The sequence below is a fragment of the Streptomyces sp. NPDC043812 genome (assembly GCF_056436245.1).
Window position 1 is genome coordinate 170,140 of record NZ_JBWKCY010000003.1, and the last position, 20,052, is coordinate 190,191.

Annotated in this window: 18 protein-coding genes and 2 tRNA genes; 5 read left to right on the top strand and 15 right to left on the bottom strand. The window is 68.7% G+C overall.

Going from position 1 to position 20,052, the window contains the following annotated elements:
- Nucleotides 1–106: 106 nt before the first annotated feature.
- The 5 genes from AC067Z_RS05800 to AC067Z_RS05820 all read right to left on the bottom strand — a co-directional run bounded on the left by AC067Z_RS05800 (nt 107) and on the right by AC067Z_RS05820 (nt 6,479).
- Complete coding sequence (locus AC067Z_RS05800; RefSeq protein WP_478788476.1) at nt 107–1,126, bottom strand: rod shape-determining protein; 1,020 nt, start codon at nt 1,124–1,126, stop codon at nt 107–109.
- A gap of 279 nt (nt 1,127–1,405) precedes the next feature.
- Nucleotides 1,406–1,816 carry a nucleoside-diphosphate kinase gene (gene ndk / locus AC067Z_RS05805; RefSeq protein ID WP_478788197.1) on the bottom strand — a complete coding sequence of 137 codons (411 nt, stop codon included), beginning with the start codon at nt 1,814–1,816 and terminating at the stop codon, nt 1,406–1,408.
- A gap of 93 nt (nt 1,817–1,909) precedes the next feature.
- Nucleotides 1,910–2,269 carry a DUF4233 domain-containing protein gene (locus AC067Z_RS05810; protein WP_478788198.1) on the bottom strand — a complete coding sequence of 120 codons (360 nt, stop codon included), beginning with the start codon at nt 2,267–2,269 and terminating at the stop codon, nt 1,910–1,912.
- 6 nt (nt 2,270–2,275) lie between these two features.
- On the bottom strand, nt 2,276–3,769 hold the full coding sequence (folC, locus tag AC067Z_RS05815; RefSeq protein WP_478788199.1) for a bifunctional tetrahydrofolate synthase/dihydrofolate synthase: 1,494 nt from the start codon (nt 3,767–3,769) through the stop codon (nt 2,276–2,278).
- Between the two features lie 88 nt (nt 3,770–3,857).
- Complete coding sequence (locus AC067Z_RS05820) at nt 3,858–6,479, bottom strand: valine--tRNA ligase (RefSeq protein WP_478788200.1); 2,622 nt, start codon at nt 6,477–6,479, stop codon at nt 3,858–3,860.
- A gap of 136 nt (nt 6,480–6,615) precedes the next feature.
- On the opposite strand from AC067Z_RS05820, the gene AC067Z_RS05825 reads away from it, so the two are divergent.
- Nucleotides 6,616–7,566 (top strand): hypothetical protein, encoded by a 951-nt coding sequence (locus AC067Z_RS05825; protein ID WP_478788201.1) that lies wholly within the window; start codon nt 6,616–6,618, stop codon nt 7,564–7,566.
- Between the two features lie 83 nt (nt 7,567–7,649).
- Here the strand turns inward: AC067Z_RS05825 and clpX are convergent, their stop codons facing one another.
- From clpX to AC067Z_RS05850, 5 genes are all read right to left on the bottom strand, one after another.
- Complete coding sequence (gene clpX / locus AC067Z_RS05830; RefSeq protein ID WP_478788202.1) at nt 7,650–8,939, bottom strand: ATP-dependent Clp protease ATP-binding subunit ClpX; 1,290 nt, start codon at nt 8,937–8,939, stop codon at nt 7,650–7,652.
- A gap of 145 nt (nt 8,940–9,084) precedes the next feature.
- Nucleotides 9,085–9,759 carry an ATP-dependent Clp protease proteolytic subunit gene (locus AC067Z_RS05835; RefSeq protein ID WP_315986072.1) on the bottom strand — a complete coding sequence of 225 codons (675 nt, stop codon included), beginning with the start codon at nt 9,757–9,759 and terminating at the stop codon, nt 9,085–9,087.
- Between the two features lie 40 nt (nt 9,760–9,799).
- Nucleotides 9,800–10,405 carry an ATP-dependent Clp protease proteolytic subunit gene (locus AC067Z_RS05840; protein WP_478788477.1) on the bottom strand — a complete coding sequence of 202 codons (606 nt, stop codon included), beginning with the start codon at nt 10,403–10,405 and terminating at the stop codon, nt 9,800–9,802.
- Nucleotides 10,406–10,686: 281 nt separating this feature from the next.
- Nucleotides 10,687–12,078, bottom strand: a complete 1,392-nt coding sequence (tig, locus tag AC067Z_RS05845) for a trigger factor (protein WP_478788203.1) — start codon at nt 12,076–12,078, stop codon at nt 10,687–10,689.
- A gap of 146 nt (nt 12,079–12,224) precedes the next feature.
- Nucleotides 12,225–12,301 (bottom strand) — tRNA-Pro (locus AC067Z_RS05850).
- Between the two features lie 143 nt (nt 12,302–12,444).
- On the opposite strand from AC067Z_RS05850, the gene AC067Z_RS05855 reads away from it, so the two are divergent.
- Nucleotides 12,445–12,515, top strand: a tRNA-Gly gene (locus AC067Z_RS05855).
- Between the two features lie 64 nt (nt 12,516–12,579).
- On the opposite strand, the gene AC067Z_RS05860 is transcribed toward AC067Z_RS05855, so the two are convergent.
- Nucleotides 12,580–12,774, bottom strand: coding sequence for a hypothetical protein (locus AC067Z_RS05860; protein WP_478788204.1), 195 nt, complete (start codon nt 12,772–12,774; stop codon nt 12,580–12,582).
- A 435-nt stretch (nt 12,775–13,209) separates the two neighbouring features.
- Here AC067Z_RS05860 and AC067Z_RS05865 point away from each other — a divergent pair, with 435 nt between their 5' ends.
- Nucleotides 13,210–14,382 carry an acyltransferase family protein gene (locus AC067Z_RS05865; protein ID WP_478788205.1) on the top strand — a complete coding sequence of 391 codons (1,173 nt, stop codon included), beginning with the start codon at nt 13,210–13,212 and terminating at the stop codon, nt 14,380–14,382.
- Between the two features lie 11 nt (nt 14,383–14,393).
- Here the strand turns inward: AC067Z_RS05865 and AC067Z_RS05870 are convergent, their stop codons facing one another.
- The gene (locus AC067Z_RS05870) at nt 14,394–14,849 is read right to left on the bottom strand and encodes an HD domain-containing protein (protein WP_478788206.1); all 456 of its coding nucleotides are present in this window, start codon (nt 14,847–14,849) and stop codon (nt 14,394–14,396) included.
- A gap of 188 nt (nt 14,850–15,037) precedes the next feature.
- On the opposite strand from AC067Z_RS05870, the gene AC067Z_RS05875 reads away from it, so the two are divergent.
- The gene (locus AC067Z_RS05875) at nt 15,038–16,258 is read left to right on the top strand and encodes a cation:proton antiporter (RefSeq protein WP_478788207.1); all 1,221 of its coding nucleotides are present in this window, start codon (nt 15,038–15,040) and stop codon (nt 16,256–16,258) included.
- Here the strand turns inward: AC067Z_RS05875 and AC067Z_RS05880 are convergent.
- Nucleotides 16,215–17,360, bottom strand: coding sequence for a PP2C family protein-serine/threonine phosphatase (locus AC067Z_RS05880; protein WP_478788208.1), 1,146 nt, complete (start codon nt 17,358–17,360; stop codon nt 16,215–16,217). The genes AC067Z_RS05875 and AC067Z_RS05880 overlap by 44 nt on opposite strands.
- 106 nt (nt 17,361–17,466) lie before the next feature.
- Between AC067Z_RS05880 and AC067Z_RS05885 the strand changes: the two genes are divergently transcribed.
- A complete protein-coding gene (locus tag AC067Z_RS05885) occupies nt 17,467–18,696 on the top strand; it encodes a GNAT family N-acetyltransferase (RefSeq protein ID WP_478788209.1) in 1,230 nt (409 codons plus the stop codon).
- A 48-nt stretch (nt 18,697–18,744) separates the two neighbouring features.
- Here AC067Z_RS05885 and AC067Z_RS05890 read toward each other — a convergent pair whose 3' ends face one another.
- Nucleotides 18,745–19,554 (bottom strand): Fpg/Nei family DNA glycosylase, encoded by an 810-nt coding sequence (locus tag AC067Z_RS05890; protein WP_478788210.1) that lies wholly within the window; start codon nt 19,552–19,554, stop codon nt 18,745–18,747.
- Complete coding sequence (locus AC067Z_RS05895) at nt 19,554–20,048, bottom strand: ribose-5-phosphate isomerase (RefSeq protein ID WP_478788211.1); 495 nt, start codon at nt 20,046–20,048, stop codon at nt 19,554–19,556. The genes AC067Z_RS05890 and AC067Z_RS05895 overlap by 1 nt, the downstream gene beginning before the upstream one ends.
- Nucleotides 20,049–20,052 lie beyond the last annotated feature (4 nt).

The window sequence follows — 20,052 nt, forward strand, 5'->3', positions numbered from 1 at the left end:
GCAACGGTCCCTCCGCCGTGGCGGGAACGGAAAACCCCCCTGGGAGGTTCACGCCGACCCCCTTACGGCGGATGGGCGGCCCGGTTCGCACCGGGCCGCCACCCGGCTAACGACGCGGCTGGGCGTCCAGTACCTGCTGGAGCGCCTCGAACTCCTCGACGCACTTGCCGGATCCGAGCGCCACCGAGTCCAGCGGGTCCTCGGCGATGTGGATCGGCATGCCCGTCTCGTGGCGCAGCCGCTCGTCGAGGCCGCGCAGCAGTGCGCCACCGCCGGTGAGGACGATGCCGCGGTCCATGACGTCACCGGACAGCTCCGGCGGGCACTTGTCGAGCGTCGTCTTCACGGCGTCGACGATCGCGTTGACCGGTTCCTCGATGGCCTTGCGCACCTCGGCGGCGGAGATGACCACGGTCTTGGGCAGACCGGAGACGAGGTCACGGCCACGGATCTCGGTGTGCTCGTCCTTGTCCATCTCGTACGCCGAACCGATGGTGATCTTGATGTTCTCGGCGGTCCGCTCACCGAGCAGGAGCGAGTACTCCTTCTTGATGTGCTGGATGATCGCGTTGTCCAGCTCGTCACCGGCGACCCGGATGGACTGTGCCGTGACGATTCCTCCAAGGGAGATCACGGCTACTTCGGTGGTACCGCCGCCGATGTCGACGACCATGTTGCCGGTGGCCTCGTGGACGGGGAGTCCCGAGCCGATGGCCGCGGCCATGGGCTCTTCGATGATGTGCACCTGGCGGGCGCCCGCCTGCGTCGACGCCTCGATGACGGCACGGCGCTCGACACCCGTGATGCCGGAGGGCACACAGACGACGACACGGGGGCGGGCGAGGTACCGCCGCTTGTGGATCTTCAGAATGAAGTAGCGGAGCATCCGCTCGGTGATCTCGAAGTCGGCGATGACGCCGTCCTTCAGCGGCCGGACGGCAACGATGTTGCCCGGTGTCCGGCCGATCATCTTCTTCGCCTCGGCGCCGACCGCGAGAATGCCGCCCGTGTTGGTGTTGATCGCGACGACGGACGGCTCGTTGAGAACGATCCCCCGGCCTCTGACGTACACCAGCGTGTTGGCGGTCCCGAGGTCGACAGCCATGTCACGGCCGATGAACGACATGTTGTTCCCCATGAGGATGCGTCTGGCCTTCCCAAATCGAGCGTTGATGGCTTTTCAGGATGGCGAGGTGGGTGCTGTGGCGTGGAGGCTTACATCGTAGTGCCGCCTGCACGGACACGGCGCGCTGGGCCACCTCTGTATTTGGTGACGATGTATCGGAGCGATGCGTTCCCGCAATACCCCTGCCTATGCCAAAGGGCGACCGAAATTCCTTCGGTCGCCCCAGGTCATGAGCGCTGTATGGCTGACGCCTTGTCAGGAGATCGGCGGCCGGAGGCCTCAGACCTCCGGGAAGAACAACTTCAGCTCACGGGCGGCGGACTCCTCGGAGTCCGAGGCGTGAATCAGATTCTCGCGGACAATGGTCCCGAAGTCACCACGAATGGACCCGGGAGCCGCCGCGATCGGGTCTGTCGGGCCCGCCAGCTGGCGTACACCCTCGATGACACGCTCACCCTCGACGACCAGAGCCACGACCGGGCCGGAGAGCATGAACTCCACGAGCGGCTCGTAGAACGGCCGGCCGACGTGCTCGGCGTAGTGCTGCTCCAGCGTGGCGCGGTCCAGCCGGCGCAGCTCGAGAGCCACGATCTGCCAGCCTGCCTTGCGCTCGATGCGGCCGACCACCTCGCCCACGAGTCCGCGACGGACAGCGTCCGGCTTGAGAAGGACGAGGGTGCGCTGAGTCATGGTGTGTGGCTCCTTGGCGGCCAGGATGTGTGCGGTTGGGGCGAGATTACCCGGTGTGACGCCCAGGGCCCCACCCGGCCCGGCCACGGGCGCCTACTGCGACGGGGCCTCGGACCCGGACTCCGCCTGGGCGGCCCATTTCGCCTTTGCCTCGTCGATCTTCCTGCCGTAGAACACCGAGGCCCACCACAGGCCGGCGAACAGCACGCCGAGGAAGAACATCGCCGGGACGACGAACCCGCTGGCGACCAGCGCGATCTGCAGAACCCAGCCGAGCTGCACCCCGCCGGGCCGGCCGAGCATGCCGCACAGCAGCAGCGAGAGCAGCATGGCCGCACCGCAGACCGTCCACACGACCGCCATCGAGGCGTCGTCGGCCTTCATGGCGACGAGCCCGGCGAAGCCGATCACGAAGAATTCGCCGATCAGGGTGGATGCACAGAGCGTACGCATCAGATGTCAGCCCCTCCCCAGGAGCAGCCGGGCCTCGCCGACCGTGATCACGGAACCGGTCACCAGCACACCCGCGCCCGAGAACTCCGATTCCTCCTCCGCCAGGGTGATCGCCGCCTCCAGCGCATCGTCGAGACGGGGCTCCACGACCACCCGCTCGTCGCCGAAGACTTCGACGGCGACCGCCGCGAGCGCGTCCGCGTCCATCGCCCGATGGCTGGAGTTCTGCGTCACGACGATCTCCGCGAAGATCGGCTCGAAGGCCTCCAGGAAGCCCCGCACATCCTTGTCACCGCTCGCGCCGACCACGCCGATGAGACGGGAGAAGCCGAACGACTCCGTGACACCGGCGGCCGTCGCCCGGGCGCCCGCCGGATTGTGCGCCGCGTCCAGCACGACAGTCGGGCTGCTGCGCACGACCTCCAGGCGGCCGGGCGAGGCCACCGCCGCGAACGCCTTGCGGATCGTGTCGATGTCCAGCGTCCGCGCCTGCCCGGCGCCCACGCCGAAGAACGCCTCGACCGCCGCCAGCGCGACCGCGGCGTTGTGCGCCTGGTGCGCGCCGTAGAGCGGGAGGAAGATCTGCTCGTACTCGCCGCCGAGTCCGCGCAGCGTCAGCAGCTGGCCGCCGACCGCGACCTCGCGGGAGACCACACCGAACTCCATGCCCTCACGGGCCACCGTGGCGTCCGTCTCCACGGCCTTCTTCAGCATCACCTGCGCGGCGTCCACCGGCTGCTGCGCCAGGATGACCGTCGCGCCCTGCTTGATGATCCCGGCCTTCTCGACGGCGATCTCGGCGGGCGTGTTGCCCAGCCGGTCGGTGTGGTCCAGATCGATCGGGGTCACGACGGCGACCGAGCCGTCGATCACGTTGGTCGCGTCCCAGCTGCCGCCCATGCCGACCTCGACGACCGCGACGTCCACCGGGGCGTCGGCGAACGCCGCGTACGCCATTCCGGTCAACACCTCGAAGAAGGACAGCCGGTACTCCTGGCTCGCGTCGACCATCTCCACGTACGGCTTGATGTCGTTGTACGTCTCGATGAAACGCTCGGCCTCGATGGGCGCGCCGTCCAGGCTGATCCGCTCGGTGATCGACTGCACATGCGGCGAGGTGTACCGCCCGGTGCGCAGATCGAACGCCGCGAGCAGGGACTCGATCATCCGGGCCGTGGACGTCTTGCCGTTGGTCCCCGTGATGTGGATCGAGGGGTACGCCCGCTGGGGCTCGCCCAGCACGTCCATCAGGGCGGAGATCCGGGAGACCGACGGCTCCAGCTTGGTCTCGCCCCAGCGGGTCGCCAGATCGGCCTCGACCGCGCGCAGCGCTCTGTCCACCTCCGGATCCGCCGGCCGGGCGGGCACATGGTCGCTCGGCAGGGACCCGGCCTGCGTGCGCAGGGTGCGGCTGCCGGCCTCGATCACCGCCAGATCGGGGTCGCGGTCTGTCTCGGTGTCGACGATCTCGTCGAAGGCATCGGGCTGCTGCTCACTCACGGGTCCAGTCTACGGAGGACCGCCGACAGGAACGGGTGAGGCCCCGGGGGGCGTCCCCGGGGCCTCACCCGTCGCGGATGTGCTGCCGTCAGCCCTGCGGGAGGGCGGCCAGCTGCTGGGTGATCCGCGCGATGTCCTCGTCCGCCTTGGCGAGACGCGTACGGATCTTGTCGACCACGTTGTCCGGGGCCTTGGCGAGGAACGCCTCGTTGCCGAGCTTGGCGGTGGCCTGGGCCTTCTCCTTCTCCGCCGCGCCGAGGTCCTTCGTCAGACGCTTGCGCTCGGCCTCGACGTCGATCGTGCCCGACAGGTCGAGCGCGACCGTGGCTCCCGCGACCGGCAGGGAGGCGGTGGCGTGGAAGCCCTCGCCCTCCGGCTGGAGACGCAGCAGCTGCCGGATCGCGGCCTCGTGCGGGTTGAGCGCGGTGCCGTCCAGGGTGAGCCGGGCCGGGACCTTCTGACCGGGCTGCAGCCCCTGGTCGCTGCGGAAGCGGCGGACCTCGGTGACGACGCGCTGGACGAGCCCGATCTCCTGCTCGGCGGCGGTGTCGCGGAAGCCGCTGTCCTTCGGCCAGTCGGCGATGACGAGCGACTCCTTGCCGGTGAGCGTGGTCCACAGCGTCTCGGTGACGAAGGGCACGATCGGGTGCAGCAGCCGCAGCGTGACGTCCAGGACCTCGCCGAGGACGCGGGCCGAGACCCGGGCCGCCTCGCCGCCCGCGAAGAACGTCGTCTTGGACAGCTCGACGTACCAGTCGAAGACCTCGTCCCAGGCGAAGTGGAAGAGCGTCTCCGACAGCTTGGCGAACTGGTAGTCCTCGTAGAACGCGTCCACCTCGGCGACGACCGAGTTGAGCCGCGACAGGATCCAGCGGTCCGTGGAGGACATCTCCTCGGGCGCGGGCAGTTCGCCCTCGACCGTGGCGCCGTTCATCAGCGCGAAGCGGGTGGCGTTCCAGATCTTGTTGGCGAAGTTGCGCGAGCCCTGGACCCACTCCTCGCCGATCGGCACGTCGACACCGGGGTTGGCGCCGCGGGCGAGCGTGAAACGCAGCGCGTCGGAGCCGTACTTGTCCATCCAGTCCAGCGGGTTGACCGCGTTGCCGAAGGACTTGGACATCTTCTTGCCGAACTGGTCGCGGACCATGCCGTGCAGCGCGATGGTGTGGAACGGCGGGGTGCCGTCCATCGCGTACAGGCCGAACATCATCATCCGGGCGACCCAGAAGAACAGGATGTCGTAGCCGGTGACCAGGACGGAGTTCGGGTAGAACTTCGCGAGGCTCTCGGTCTGTTCGGGCCAGCCGAGCGTGGAGAACGGCCACAGGCCCGACGAGAACCAGGTGTCGAGGACATCCGTCTCCTGGTGCCAGCCCTCGCCGCTCGGGGGCTCCTCGTCCGCTCCGACGCAGACGATCTCACCGTTCGGCCCGTACCAGACGGGGATGCGGTGGCCCCACCACAGCTGGCGCGAGATGCACCAGTCGTGGAGGTTGTCGACCCAGTCGAAGTACCGCTTCTCCATCTCCTGCGGGTGGATCTTGACCCTGCCGTCGCGGACCGCGTCACCGGCCGCCTTCGCCAGCGGACCGACCTTGACCCACCACTGCATGGACAGCCGCGGCTCGATGGTGGTCTTGCAGCGGGAGCAGTGGCCGACGGAGTGGACGTAGGGGCGCTTCTCGGCGACGATCCGGCCCTCGGCGCGCAGGGCACCGACGATCGCCGAACGCGCCTCGAGCCGGTCGAGACCCTCGAAGGGGCCGGGGACCGTGATGACGGCGCGCTCGTCCATGACGGCGAGGGCCGGCAGATTGTGCCGCTGGCCGATCTCGAAGTCGTTCGGGTCGTGGGCAGGCGTCACCTTGACGGCACCGGTACCGAACTCCGGATCGACATGCGTGTCCGCGACGACCGGGATCGTACGGTCCGTCAGCGGCAGCTTGATGCGCTTGCCGACAAGGTGCTTGTAGCGCTCGTCGTCGGGGTGGACAGCGACAGCGGTGTCGCCGAGCATCGTCTCGGCGCGCGTCGTCGCGACGACGATGGTCTCGTCGCCCTCTCCGTAGGTCATGGAGACGAGCTCGCCGTCGTCGTCCTGGTACTCGACCTCGATGTCGGAAATGGCCGTCAGACAGCGCGGGCACCAGTTGATGATGCGTTCGGCGCGGTAGATCAGCTCGTCGTCGTACAGCTTCTTGAAGATGGTCTGGACGGCCTGGGACAGGCCCTCGTCCATGGTGAACCGCTCACGGGACCAGGCGACACCGTCGCCGAGACGGCGCATCTGCCCGGAGATCTGGCCGCCGGACTCGCCCTTCCACTGCCAGACACGCTCGATGAACGCCTCGCGCCCCAGGTCGTGGCGGGACTTGCCCTCCTTGCCCAGCTCGCGCTCGACGACGTTCTGCGTGGCGATGCCCGCGTGGTCCATGCCCGGCTGCCACAGCGTCTCGTAACCCTGCATCCGCTTGCGGCGGGTGAGGGCGTCGATCAGCGTGTGCTCGAAGGCGTGCCCGAGGTGAAGGCTGCCCGTGACGTTCGGCGGCGGGATGACGACGGTGAACGGCGGCTTCTCGCTCTTCGCGTCGGCCTCGAAGTACCCGCGCTCCACCCAGCGCTCGTACAACGCCCCCTCTACCTCGGCCGGCGCGTACTGGGTCGGCAGTTCGGGGGTGGGCGCTGTCTGCTGCTGAGTGTTCTCGGTCACGGGGCCAGTTTAGGGGTGTCACGGGCCCGTACTGAAACGCGATTCTTCGGTAACGGTGTGCACCCCGCCGCCCCAACGGGTGGGCTCTTGGGCCAGGATGTTCGGAACACATAAGTATCTGGAGGGGAACCCAGTAATGAGCTACAACCAGCCGGGCCCGTACGGCGGGCAGCAGCCGCAGCAGCCCGGACCGTACGGCCAGCCGGGACCTTACGGTCAGCCGCAGGGCCAGCCGGGCCCCTACGGCCAGCCGCAGCAGGCCCCGCAGCCCGGTTACGGGTACCCGCAGCAGGCTCCGCAGGGCGTTCCGCCGCAGCAGCCTTACGGCTACCCGCAGCAGCAGCAGGCCCCTTACGGCCAGCCCCAGCAGCCCCAGTACGGCGCGTACCCGCCGCCGCCCCCGGCGAGCGGTGGCAGCGGCAAGAAGACGGGCCTGATCATCGGCGCGGTCGCGGCGGTGGTGGCGCTCGGCGTGGGCGCGTACTTCGTCTTCGGCGGCGGCAGCGGACTCGCGGACGACGGCCCGCACACGCTGACCGCGCCGGAGACCGTGCTCAAGGAGTACAAGCGCTTCTCCAAGGAGGGCGCGGACGACGCGGACTCGGCCAAGGACTTCGCCGCGGCGGGAGTCAAGGACGGCAAGAGCGTCACGGGCCTGTACTCGACCTTCAACATGAAGGACCTGGACTTCAGCGACCCCAACGCGGCGAAGCAGGCGGGCGCCGCCAAGGGCCTCTCCTTCAACGGTGCCTACGGCACCATCGACGACCCGGAGAAGGCCCTGGACAACCTGTTCGCCGGGCTCAAGCTCGAGTCCGAGAAGGACAGCTCCGACGACGATGCCAAGTTCGTCGGTTCGCCCGAGTCCGTGGAGCCCGACGGGCTCGACGGCGCGATCATGAAGTGCCAGAACGTCGAGGGCAAGAACGCACAGACCAAGCAGCAGCAGACCCAGGCCATCTGCATCTGGGCGGACTACAGCACCATGGCCCTTGTCGCGGCGACCGACAAGTCCCAGGGGCTCTCCATCGACGCCACCGCGGACATCGCCGCCGACCTCCGCAACGAGGTCCGCGTCACGAAGTAGCAGCTCACCGGTACGCCGAAGGGGCGCCCGCCAGTTGAAGAACTGGCGAGCGCCCCTTCACCGTTCAGGCGCGCCGCGCGCGCCTACGCGCTCTTCTCGTGCCGGCCGTTGCCCTCGTCCTTGACGATCCGCGGGACCAGCGTCGGGTTCACGTTGTTGTGGACGACGTCCTCCGTGATGACCACGCGGGCCACGTCCTTGCGGGACGGGACCTCGTACATCACCGACATCAGGACCTCTTCCATGATCGCGCGCAGGCCCCGCGCGCCCGTGCCGCGCAGGATCGCCTGGTCGGCGATCGCCTCCAGCGCCGGGCGGTCGAAGTCCAGCTCCACGCCGTCCAGTTCGAACAGCCGCTGGTACTGCTTCACCAGGGCGTTGCGCGGCTCGACCAGGATCTGGAGCAGCGCCTCACGGTCCAGGTTGTGCACCGAGGTCAGCACGGGGAGGCGGCCGATGAACTCCGGGATCATCCCGAACTTCACCAGGTCCTCCGGCATGACCTCCTGGAACTGGTCGCTCGCCTCGATCTCGCGCTTGGAGCGGATCGTCGCGCCGAAGCCGATGCCCTTCGCCCCCGCGCGGGACTCGATGATCTTCTCCAGACCGGCGAACGCGCCGCCCACGATGAACAGCACGTTCGTCGTGTCGATCTGGATGAACTCCTGGTGCGGGTGCTTGCGTCCGCCCTGCGGGGGGACCGAGGCCGTCGTGCCTTCGAGGATCTTCAACAGCGCCTGCTGCACGCCCTCGCCGGAGACATCGCGGGTGATCGACGGGTTTTCGCTCTTACGGGCGACCTTGTCGATCTCGTCGATGTAGATGATCCCGGTCTCGGCCTTCTTGACGTCGTAGTCGGCCGCCTGGATGAGCTTCAGGAGGATGTTCTCGACGTCCTCGCCGACATAGCCGGCCTCCGTCAGCGCGGTCGCGTCGGCGATGGCGAACGGGACGTTCAGCATGCGGGCGAGCGTCTGCGCGAGGAGCGTCTTGCCGGAGCCCGTGGGGCCCAGCAGCAGGATGTTGGACTTGGCGAGCTCGATCGCGTCGTCCCGGCCCTGCGCGCCGCCGTTCTCTCCGGCCTGGACACGCTTGTAGTGGTTGTACACCGCGACGGAGAGCGCCTTCTTCGCCGGCTCCTGGCCGACGACGTAGCTCTCCAGGAACTCGTAGATCTCGCGAGGCTTGGGGAGTTCCTCCCAGCGGACCTCGGAGGTCTCGGCCAGTTCCTCTTCGATGATCTCGTTGCAGAGGTCGATGCACTCGTCGCAGATGTACACCCCGGGACCTGCGATGAGCTTCTTCACCTGCTTCTGGCTCTTTCCGCAGAACGAGCACTTGAGCAGGTCGCCGCCATCACCGATGCGTGCCACGAGGTGCTTCCCCTTCGCCTGGGAGCGGCTTGGTTCAGCCGGCTCCTGGTGCCTCATATCCGACGGTACCTTGCCTGGCCCCCCGTTCGGGCCCCCCTTGGCGCGGTTCACATTGTCGTGTACCGCGCCAAGGGTGCCGGATCCGTCAGGCGGCCGCTGCGGCCGTGCTCTTACGGGTCGAGACGATCTGGTCGACGAGGCCGTACGCGAGCGCATCCTCGGCGGTCAGGATCTTGTCGCGCTCGATGTCGTCGCGGACCTTCTCGATCGGCGTGGTGGAGTGCTTGGCCAGCATCTCCTCCAGCTGCACGCGCATGCGCAGGATCTCGTTGGCCGCGATCTCCAGGTCCGAGAGCTGCTCACGGCCGGTCTGCGAGGACGGCTGGTGGATCAGCACCCGGGCGTGCGGCAGGGCCATCCGCTTGCCGGGCGTACCGGCGGCGAGCAGCACGGCCGCGGCGGACGCCGCCTGGCCCATGCAGACCGTCTGGATGTCCGGCTTCACGAACTGCATCGTGTCGTAGATGGCGGTCAGCGCGGTGAAGGAGCCACCGGGGCTGTTGATGTAGATCGAGATGTCGCGGTCCGGGTCCATCGACTCCAGGCACAGCAGCTGTGCCATGACGTCGTTGGCGGAGGCGTCGTCGATCTGCACGCCGAGGAAGATCACGCGCTCCTCGAAGAGCTTCGCGTACGGGTCGTACTCACGGACGCCCTGGGAGGTCCGCTCGACGAAGCGCGGGACGACGTAACGGTTGTCCACCTGCGGGCCGGTGTAGAGGCCGCTCGCGGAGAAGTTGCTCATATGGGTGTTCACCATCCTGGTGGCGTTCTGCGGGCTCGGGTGGGGGCGGTACGGCTCAGGCTCCGGTGCCGCCGCCGCCCGGGACGCCCGATGCGGCGGAGATGATCTCGTCGATGAGGCCGTAGTCCTTGGCCTCCTCCGCGGTGAACCAGCGGTCGCGGTCGCCGTCACGGATGATCGTCTCGACGGTCTGACCGGAGTGCTGGGCGGTGATCTCCGCCATGCGCCGCTTCGTGCGGAGCAGGTACTCGGCCTGGATCTTGATGTCCGAGGCGGTACCGCCGAGGCCGGCCGAACCCTGGTGCATGAGGATGTCGGTGTTCGGCAGCGCGAAGCGCTTGCCGACCGCGCCGCCGGTCAGCAGGAACTGGCCCATGGACGCCGCCATGCCCATACCGATGGTCACCACGTCGTTCGGGATGTACTGCATGGTGTCGTAGACAGCCATGCCGGCCGTCACCGAGCCGCCGGGGCTGTTGATGTAGAGGTAGATGTCCTTGTCCGGGTCGGCGGCAAGGAGCAGCAGCTGCGCGGTGATCTTGTTGGCGATGTCATCGTCGACCTGCTGGCCGAGGAAGATGATGCGCTCGCCGAGCAGCCGGCTGTAGACCTGGTCGCCGAGGCCACCACCGAGGGACGGCTCGCCGGCGGCATAAGGCATCAGATTCGTCACGTATCCACCTGCTCGTCTCTGACGGCTTCGACCGTCTCAGCGTCTTGGTACTGAAGGCGGGGACTCCCCTGCCCTCGTATTCATGGACCCTAACGCGCAGGTCGGACATAGCCATCCCGGTTCCCGAACTGTTCGCTCGGAGCGCAAGGTCGCGAGGGGCTGTGGTACGGCGTCCGCGCCGCGGCGTGCGCCGCCGTCCCTGCCCGTCTACGCCGACGGGCCCCGGGCGCACAGCGGCGTCCGGAGCCCGTCAGGAGTGTGCGCGAGGCTCAGGCCTCGTTCTTCTCCGCGGCCTCGTCACCGTCGACGGCGGCCTCGACCGTCTCGGCGGCGGCCTCGGCCTCGTCCTCGTCGTCCTCGAGGTCGACGACCTCACCGTTGGTGTCGGTGACCTTGGCGGACTCGACGACCACGGCGAGTGCCTTGCCGCGGGCGACCTCGCCGACGAGCATCGGCACCTGGTTGCCCTCGACGACGGCCTGGGCGAACTGGTCGGGGCTCATGCCGGAGGAGGCCGCACGACGCATGAGGTGCTCGGTGAGCTCCTCCTGGTTGACGTTCAGCTTCTCCTTGTTGACCAGCTCGTCGAGGATGAACTGGGTCTTGATGCCCTTGACCGCCTGCTCCTTGGTCTCGGCATCGAACTCTTCCTCGGTCTTGCCCTGGATCTCCAGGTACTTGGCGAGGTCGAGGCCCATCTGGCCGAGCTGGTGGTGCTCAAGGTTGTGCTTGCGGGTGTTGACCTCGTCCTCGAGGAGCTTCTCGGGGATCGGGACCTCCGCCAGCTTCAGCAGCTCGTCGAGGACGCGCTCCTGGGCCTGGGTGGCCTGGTCGTACTGCTTCATGTTCTCGAGGCGCTTGCGGCTGTCCGCCTTCAGCTCGTCGAGCGTGTCGAACTCGCTCGCCAGCTGGGCGAAGTCGTCGTCCAGCTCGGGGAGCTCGCGGGCGGCGACGGCGGTGACCTTGACGGTGACCTCGGCGTCCTTGCCCTCGGCGGAGCCGCCCTTCAGCTGCGAGGTGAAGGTGACCTCGCCGTCGGCCTCCAGGCCGGTGACGGCCTCGTCGATGCCGTCGAGCAGCTCGCCCGAACCGATGGTGTACGAAACGCCGTTGGCGACACCGTCGGGCAGGACCTCGCCGTCGACCTTGGCCTCGAGGTCGATGGTGACGACGTCACCCTCGGCCGCGGGGCGCTCGACGGGGTTGGTGGAGGCGAAGCGCTCGCGCAGCTGCTCCACGGACTTCTCGACGTCCTCGTCGGTGACCTCGACCGCGTCGACGGTGACCTCGATGCCGGAGTAGTCCGGGATCTCGATCGTCGGGCGGATGTCGACCTCGGCGGTGAAGTTCAGCGTCTCGCCGTCCTTCAGCTCCGTGATGTCGACCTCGGGCTGGCCGAGCGGGTTGAGCTCGGCCTCGTTGACCGCCTCGGTGTAGAACTTCGGGAGGGCGTCGTTGACAGCCTCCTCCAGCACCGCACCACGGCCGAACCGCTGGTCGATCACTCGGGCCGGGATCTTGCCCTTACGGAAGCCCTTGACCGTGACCTGCTGGTTGATCTTTTTGTACGCCGCGTCGAGGCTGTCCTTGAGCTCCTCGAAGGGCACCTCGACAGTGAGCCGAACCCGGGTCGGGTTCAGGGTCTCCACGGCGCTCTTCACGGTTCGGTCTCCTTGGTGGCTGACATCTTGGGGTTCTGCTGGCGCCGGATAGGCGATTCAGCGGATCGGGCCCGGTACATCAGACACACGGGCACGCAGCTTGCATAGTAACGGCAAGCAGGAGGCGCCTCACAACGCGATCTTGCTGGTCGGGGTGGCCGGATTCGAACCGACGACCTTCCGCTCCCAAAGCGGACGCGCTACCAAGCTGCGCCACACCCCGTCGGTGCGAACCGTAGGGTACATGCCCGCAGGCCATGGACCGGCCGGTTTTCGGGGGCACGGGAATGGGGTGTGCGCCGGGCGGCGCGGACCCGCTACGATGCTCTTCGTGCCGCGGCCTTCGTGACCTGCGGCGCGGTGCATGCGGGCGTAGCTCAATGGTAGAGCACTAGTCTTCCAAACTAGCTACGCGGGTTCGATTCCCGTCGCCCGCTCTGTGTACGACTTCGGGCCTTGCCCGGTGAGAGATCACCGGGCAAGGCCCGAAGTCGTTCTGCTTCAGAAATTTATCTGGTTGATCGTCTCCGCCAGGGAGTTCATGAATCTGTTGATCGCCGGGGCCATCCCCGTCGACGCGAGGAAGAACCCGAAGAGCACCGCGACTATCGCGGGCCCCGCCTTGATGGAGCCGCCGCGGATCAGCACCACGAGGACGATCGCCAACAGCAGCACCACAGACAGTGAAATGGCCACAACTGATCACACCCTCGGTCGGTCCGCCTTGCCGGCCCGGGAGCGTACGACCCAGCACACCCCCGCCCGCACCATCGTGCCACCAACCTCCCTGCCCCTGCGGCCGGGTGACGAATCGTCCAGGACAAGATCACGCCAACACCCGCACGCCCGCGGCGGGCCCGGCACCGCGCCGGGCGGAGGGCCCGGCGGCCGATGGAGTGAAATACAGGCCGGAATTCGACTTGATCGTTTCCATGTCCCCACATCTTGGTCACACGAAATTCGAGGGACGTTCGTGAGGTAATTCACGCCGCTCGGCCCGCGTTCCGGTATGCCCCGTTTAAGGGGGATTAATTGGGGCATATGGTGCGGTTGTTGGCGGTATCAGATTCGAATGGACCGCATCACCTGGGTGTTTTACGAAATCGAATGTGCGCGGCTAAGGTGCCTTGAATGTTCCACGCTGCGCACGGATACGAGAGGGCTCCGCTCCCCGAGGCACGGGATACGGGAGCCGCCCCGACGACGCAGGCGGCGACCGCGCTCGCCCCTGGCCCGGGTGACCGGAAGTCCGCCACGCGAACGGCCTCGCAACCCGCGAAGGCCGCGGGCCGGGACCCCTACTTCGACAACGCGAAGTACCTGGCGATCGTGCTGGTCGCGGTGGCGCACGCCTGGGAGCCGGTGATGGAGGGATCCCGGGCCGCCCGTGCGCTGTACATGATCATCTACACGTTCCACATGCCGGCGTTCATTCTGGTCTCCGGCTACTTCTCGCGCAGCTACCAGGGCAAGCCCCACCAGCTGCGCCGGTTGCTGACCGGGATCGCCCTGCCGTACGTCGTCTTCGAGGTGATCTACTCACTCTTCGAGCGGTACGCCAACGATCCCCACCAGCCGATCAGCCTGCTCGACCCCTATTACCTGACGTGGTTCCTGGCCGCGCTGTTCATCTGGCGCCTGACCACCCCCCTGTGGCGCATCGTCCGGTGGCCCGTACCGATCGCGCTGGGCATCGGTGTCCTGGCGGCGCTCACCCCGAACATCGGGGCGGACCTCAACCTCGCCAGGGTGCTGCAGTTCCTGCCGTTCTTCGTACTGGGCCTGAGCCTCAAGCCCGAGCACTTCCAGCTGGTGCGGCGGCGTGAGGTGCGGCTGCTGACGCTGCCCCTGCTGGCGGGTACGGCACTGTTCACCTACTGGATCGCGCCGCGGATGGACCTCGGCTGGTTCTACCGGGCCAGCAGCGTGCAGGAACTCGGCATGCCGTGGTGGTCGGGCGCCGTGGTCGTCGTCGCCTTCTACGGCTGCGCCGCGCTGCTGACCGTCGCGTTCCTCGCCTGGGTGCCCGGCCGCCAGAGCTGGATGACCGCGCTGGGCGCGGGCACCATCTGCGGCTACGTGCTGCACGGCCTCGTCATCAAGGCAAGCGCCTACTCCGGGGTCTTCGAGGAGAACGACTGGCTGGGCAGCCCGGTCGGGCTCGTCCTGCTCACCCTGTTCGCCGCCGCCGCGGTGACCGTGCTGTGCACCCCGCCGGTGCGCCGGGTGATGAAGCCGCTCACCGAGCCGGACATGGCGTGGACCTTCCGACGGGACCCCTCGGAGCTCGGTCCGCGCCGCTGAGCGCTCCCGCGTCAGCTCTCCTCGAGGCCCAGGAGCCGACGCGTCGTCGCGTACTTCTCCGTCAGCCTGGCCCGCGTCGCCTCGTCGAGCACGGCGAGGCGGGCCGGGTTGGCGTTGTGCGCCAGATCTGCCTCCTTCACCAGCAGCGCGCCGGGCGTGGCCAGGATCCGCCGGGTGTACGACGACAGGTCCTCGCCCTCACCCTTGCTGAGCGCGAGGACCATGTCCTTCACGGCCTGCGGCAGCGCCGCGCCGTCCAGCCACTCGCGGCTCAGCACGTCGTCCTCGACGGTGTCGTGGAGCCAGCCCGCGGCGATCTGTTCGTCGCTCCCGCCCCGTAGACGCACGCCCTCCGCCACGGCGGCGATGTGCTCGGCGTACGGGCGCCCCGCCTTGTCGGTCTGACCCGCGTGGGCCTCGCGGGCGATGGCCTCGATCTCGGCCAGGGTCAGGCTCTGCTGCGACATGGGTCGACTGTACGACCCGCGGCGGTGCGTGTCGGACGGAAATCACGACCTTCCCGGACCGCCCAGGACTGCCCAAAAGTCGTTTGGCAAACTAACTACTGACGCTCTCTTGACCATTCCTTGACTTACATCGCTACGAATCGCTATGAGAGGACGAGCTCATCGGACATGCAGACACACTCATCGCCATGGGCGGCGCATTTCTCGCCGCCGCCGTGATCGCCCGTCTCGGCGCCCGAATCGGACTGCCGACCATCCCGTTGTTCATCCTTGCCGGGGTCCTCCTCGGCCCGCACACCCCCGGCATCGTCCTCGTCTCCGACCCGCACGACCTGGAGATGCTCTCCGCACTCGGCCTCGTTCTGCTGCTGTTCTATCTGGGGTTGGAGTTCCATCTCGACGACCTCAAGGCCGGCGGCCGCAAGATGGCTCTCGCCGGCGGCACGTATCTCGTGCTGAACGTCGGTGCCGGACTCGCGTTCGGCTTCGCCCTCGGCTGGGGCACGTCAGAGGCTCTGGTGCTCGCCGGAGTGCTCGGCATCTCCTCGTCCGCCATCGTCACCAAAGTGCTGGTCGACCTCGGTCGGCTGGGCAACGGCGAGACCCGGCCGATTCTCGGGATCATCGTCGTCGAGGACATCTTCCTCGCGCTCTACCTCGCCGCGCTGCAGCCCATCCTGTCCGGCGCCGACTCTCTCGTCGCCGCCGTCCTGGACGGCGGCAAGGCCTTCGCCTTCCTGATCCTCCTGGCGCTCGCCGCCCGGTTCGGCACCAGGTTCGTGGGCCGCCTGATCAACACCCGCGACGACGAGCTGCTCGTCATCTCCTTCCTCGGCGCGGCCGTCTTCGTGGCCGGAGTCTCGGAATGGTTCGGGGTCGCCGACGCCATCGGCGCGTTCATGGTCGGTCTGATGCTCGGCAGTACGGCCTCGGGCGAGCGGATCCGCAAGCTCGTCCATCCGCTGCGGGACGCGTTCGGCGCGATCTTCTTCTTCGCGTTCGGGCTCTCCATCGACCCGGGCGATCTGCCGACGGTCGTCTGGCCGGTGCTCGCCGCCGTCGCGCTGACCATCCTGATGAACGTCCTGGCCGGAATCGCCGCGGCGCGGATCTACCGGTTCGATGCCCGGCAGACGGCGAACATCTCCACCACCCTGCTCGCCAGGGGCGAATTCGCGCTGATCCTCGCCACGATGGCGGCCGGTGCCGCACTCGACGAGCGGCTGTCGCCGTTCATCGCGAGCTACGTGCTGATCCTCGCCGTTCTCGCGCCGCTGGCCGCGGGCCGTTCCCACTGGCCGGCCCGCATCCTTCCGGGCGGACGTGCGGGCGGGGGCGGCGGTGTGGCGCCGGGCGCCGTGGCGCTCACGACTGACGACACAACAGCAGCAACGCCCGGTCGTCGTTGACGTCCTTGGCGACCGCCTCGATCAGATGCCACGCGGCGCCCTCGAAGCCGGAGGCCACATAGCGGTCGGCCTCACCGGTGAGGCGGTCGATGCCCTCGCTGATGTCCCGGCCCGACGCCTCCACCAGGCCGTCGGTGAACAGCATCAGCACATCGCCGGGGCGCAGGGAGCCCTTCACCGGGTCGAACTGCGCCCCGTCGTACACCCCGAGAAGCGGGCCTTCCGCCGCCTTCTCCTCCCACAGGCCGCTGCCCGCGTGGAGCTGGAGCGCGGGCAGATGGCCTGCCGACAGCAGTTCGTAGTCGCCGGAGTCCAGGTCGAGGACGAGATGGATCGAGGTGGCGAACCCCTCGTCCCAGTCCTGCCGCAGCAGATAGCCGTTGGCCGCGGGCAGGAAGGCGTGCGGCGGGAGCGAGCCCAGCAGGCCGCCGAACGCGCCCGACAGCAGCAGGGCCCGGGAGGCGGCGTCCATGCCCTTGCCGGAGACGTCGGTGAGCACGACCTCCAGGGTGCGGCCGCCGTTCGTGCGGGCCGCGACGACGAAGTCGCCCGAGAACGACTGGCCGCCGGCCGGACGCAGTGCCATCTCCCGGTGCCAGCCGACCGGCAGCCGCGGCAGCGCGCTCTGTACCCGGATGCGCTCGCGCAGGTCGAAGAGCATGGTGCCGCCGCGCCGCCACGGCACGCCGACCCTGGCCCGGAACTGGGCGATCAACAGCCCGAAGAAACCGCACGCCGCGACGACCAGCACCGTGCCCGGGGTGATCCTGGCCGGGCCTTCGGCGTACGGGCCCAGTGCTATGGACTCCACGATCAGCGCGCCGGCCGCGGCGGCGTACAGCCCGAGCAGGCTGGCCGGACGCAGCAGCAGACCGCCGGCCACGATCGGCAGCACCAGCGCGGCCGGGGAGCACCACACGGGGGACGCGACCGTGCCCCAGGCGATGGCCGGGATCGTCAGCAGCAGACCGGCCAGCGCGAGCCGGTCGGAACCGTTGCCGCGGAAGTAGTCGACGGCCGACCGGCGCAGCGCTGTGCGGACCCGGTGCACGGCTTTCCGCTTCCGGGCCGTGAACGAATCTGCTGCAGAGCCGCGGGCCATTGTCGTGGACCCTATCCACCCGTCCGCCCCGCGTGCAGGGGGACCCCGCGACATTGCGTTCGAAATCGGGTCGCCACAAGCCGGTACCGGCTGCTAGGGATGGCATATGACGACACAACTGCGGGTGCTGCAGCACTCCGAGTGGGACCGCTGGTTCGGACGGCTGGAGCTCGCCTTCGGAGGCGTCGGTGAGTCCCCGGAGGAGCGCGAGCTCTGGGACGCGCTGACCGAGCGCGACCGTTCCATCGGCGCCTGGGACGGCGACGAGTGTGTCGGTACGGCGGGGGCGTTCACCTTTCGCGTGCAGGTGCCGGGCGGTGCACAGGTGCCGGCTGCGGGCGTGACGATGGTGAGCGTTGCGGCGACGCACCGGCGGCGCGGGATCCTCACCTCGATGATGCGCCGTCAGCTCGACGACGTACGGAGCTGGGGCGAACCGCTCGCGGTGCTGACGGCTTCGGAGCCGGTCATCTACGGCCGGTTCGGCTACGGGGCGGCGACCCGGCAGATGTCCGTGGAGATCGACTCCTCCCGGGTGCGCGTCGCCGTGCCCCCGGGTGCGGACGACGTTCGGCTGCGCTTCGTGCCGGTCGCCGAGAGCGCGGCCGCCTGCGAGGAGGTGTACCGGCGCACGATCGGCACCCGGCCCGGAATGCTCGCCCGAACGCCGGGCTGGGAGCGGCTGCCGCTGCTCGACCCGGAGAGCGAGCGCGACGGCGGATCCCCGATGCAGTGCGTGCTCGCCGAACGGGACGGCGAGGTGGTGGGCTACGTCCGCTTCCACAACAAGCCGCAGTGGTCGGCGGCCGGCCCGCACGGCTCGATCTCTGTGCGGCACATCGACGCACTGGATCCCGCGGCGTACGCGGCACTGTGGCGGTTCCTGTGCGAGATCGACCTGACGTCGAGCGTGCATGCCCGCAACAGGCCGGTCGACGACCCGCTGCTGCATCTCGTCACGGACATCCGGCGGTGCAACGTGCGGATACGGGACTCGCTGCACGTCCGGCTGGTCGACGTGGGTGCGGCGCTGGCGGCACGTGGATACGCGACTCCGGTGGACCTCGTGTTCGATGTCGAGGACAGCTTCTGCCCCTGGAACACGGGGCGTTGGCGGCTGACCGGGGACGCGAAGGGCGCGTCGTGCGAGCGGACGGACGACACGGCCGATCTGGCCCTGTCCGTACGGGAGTTGGGCGCCGCCTATCTGGGCGGGGTGTCGCTGTCGTCGCTGGCGGGCGCCGGGCTGGTGCGGGAGCTCAGGGAGGGCGCGGTGGCGGAGGCGGCCGTCGCCTTCGGCTCCGATGTCGCGCCGTGGCTGCCGCACGGGTTCTAGGCGTGTTTGGCCCTGATCCGCCGGCCAGGCCCTGGGCCGCTACCGGCGCTACGCCTGCTGGCAGGAGGGACACCAGAACAGATTGCGGGCGGCGAGACCGGCGGTGCGGATCTCGCCCCCGCAGACATGGCAGGGCAGCTGCGCCCGACGGTAGACGTAGACCTCGCCGCCGTGGTCGTCGACGCGCGGCGGGCGGCCCATCGCCTCGGGGGTGTGCTCGGGGCGGACGGTGTCGATGCGGTTGTTGCGCACGCCTTCTCGCATGAGGCCGACGAGGTCTCTCCAGATCGCGTCCCATTCGCGCCGGGTGAGGTCCTTCCCTGCGCGGTACGGGTCGATGCCGTGGCGGAACAGGACCTCCGCGCGGTAGACGTTTCCGACGCCCGCGATGATCTTCTGGTCCATCAGCAGCGCCGCGATGGTGGTGCGCGAACGGGAGATCCGCGTCCAGGCGCGGTCGGGGGCATCGTCCCGCCGCAGCGGGTCGGGGCCGAGGCGGTCGTGTATCGCCTGCTTCTCGCCGTCGGTGAGCAGAGCGCACGCGGTGGGACCGCGCAGGTCGACGTACGCCGTGGGGTTCGCGAGGCGCAGCCGGACCGTTTCGGTGGGCGGCGGCGCGGGGGCGTCGCCGAAGTTCACCTTGCCGAACAGGCCCAGGTGGACATGGATCCAGCCGAGCGGCCCGAAGCCCAGGAAGAGGTGCTTGCCGTGCGCCTCGGTCATCTCGAGGACCTGGCCGTCGACGAGGGCGGCCGAGTCGGAGAATTTGCCCTGGGGACTGGTGGCGCGCACGGACCGGCCGCCGAACCTCTCGAAGTGGTCGGCGGCCAGTCGGTGGATGGTGTGCCCTTCGGGCATCAGGCGGTCGGCTCCTGCGGGTGGTGCGCCGGGATCGGGGGGAGCTCGCCGGTGGTCTCGTACGCCGAGAGCATCTCGATGCGGCGGGTGTGACGCTCCTCACCCGAGTACGGGGTGGAGAGGAAGATCTCGACGAACTTCGTCGACTCCTCCAGGGTGTGCATCCGGCCACCGATGGCGACGACGTTCGCGTTGTTGTGCTCACGCCCGAGCGCGGCGGTCTGCTCGCTCCAGGCGAGGGCGGCACGGACGCCCTTGACCTTGTTCGCGGCGATCTGCTCGCCGTTGCCGGAGCCGCCGATCACGATGCCGAGGCTGTCCTTGTCCGCGGCCGTCCTCTCGGCGGCACGCAGGCAGAACGGCGGGTAGTCGTCCTGGGCGTCGTAGATGTGGGGGCCGCAGTCCACGGGCTCGTGGCCGTGGGCCGTGAGCCACTCGACGAGGTGGTTCTTGAGTTCGAAGCCGGCATGGTCGGAGCCGAGGTACACGCGCATGGTT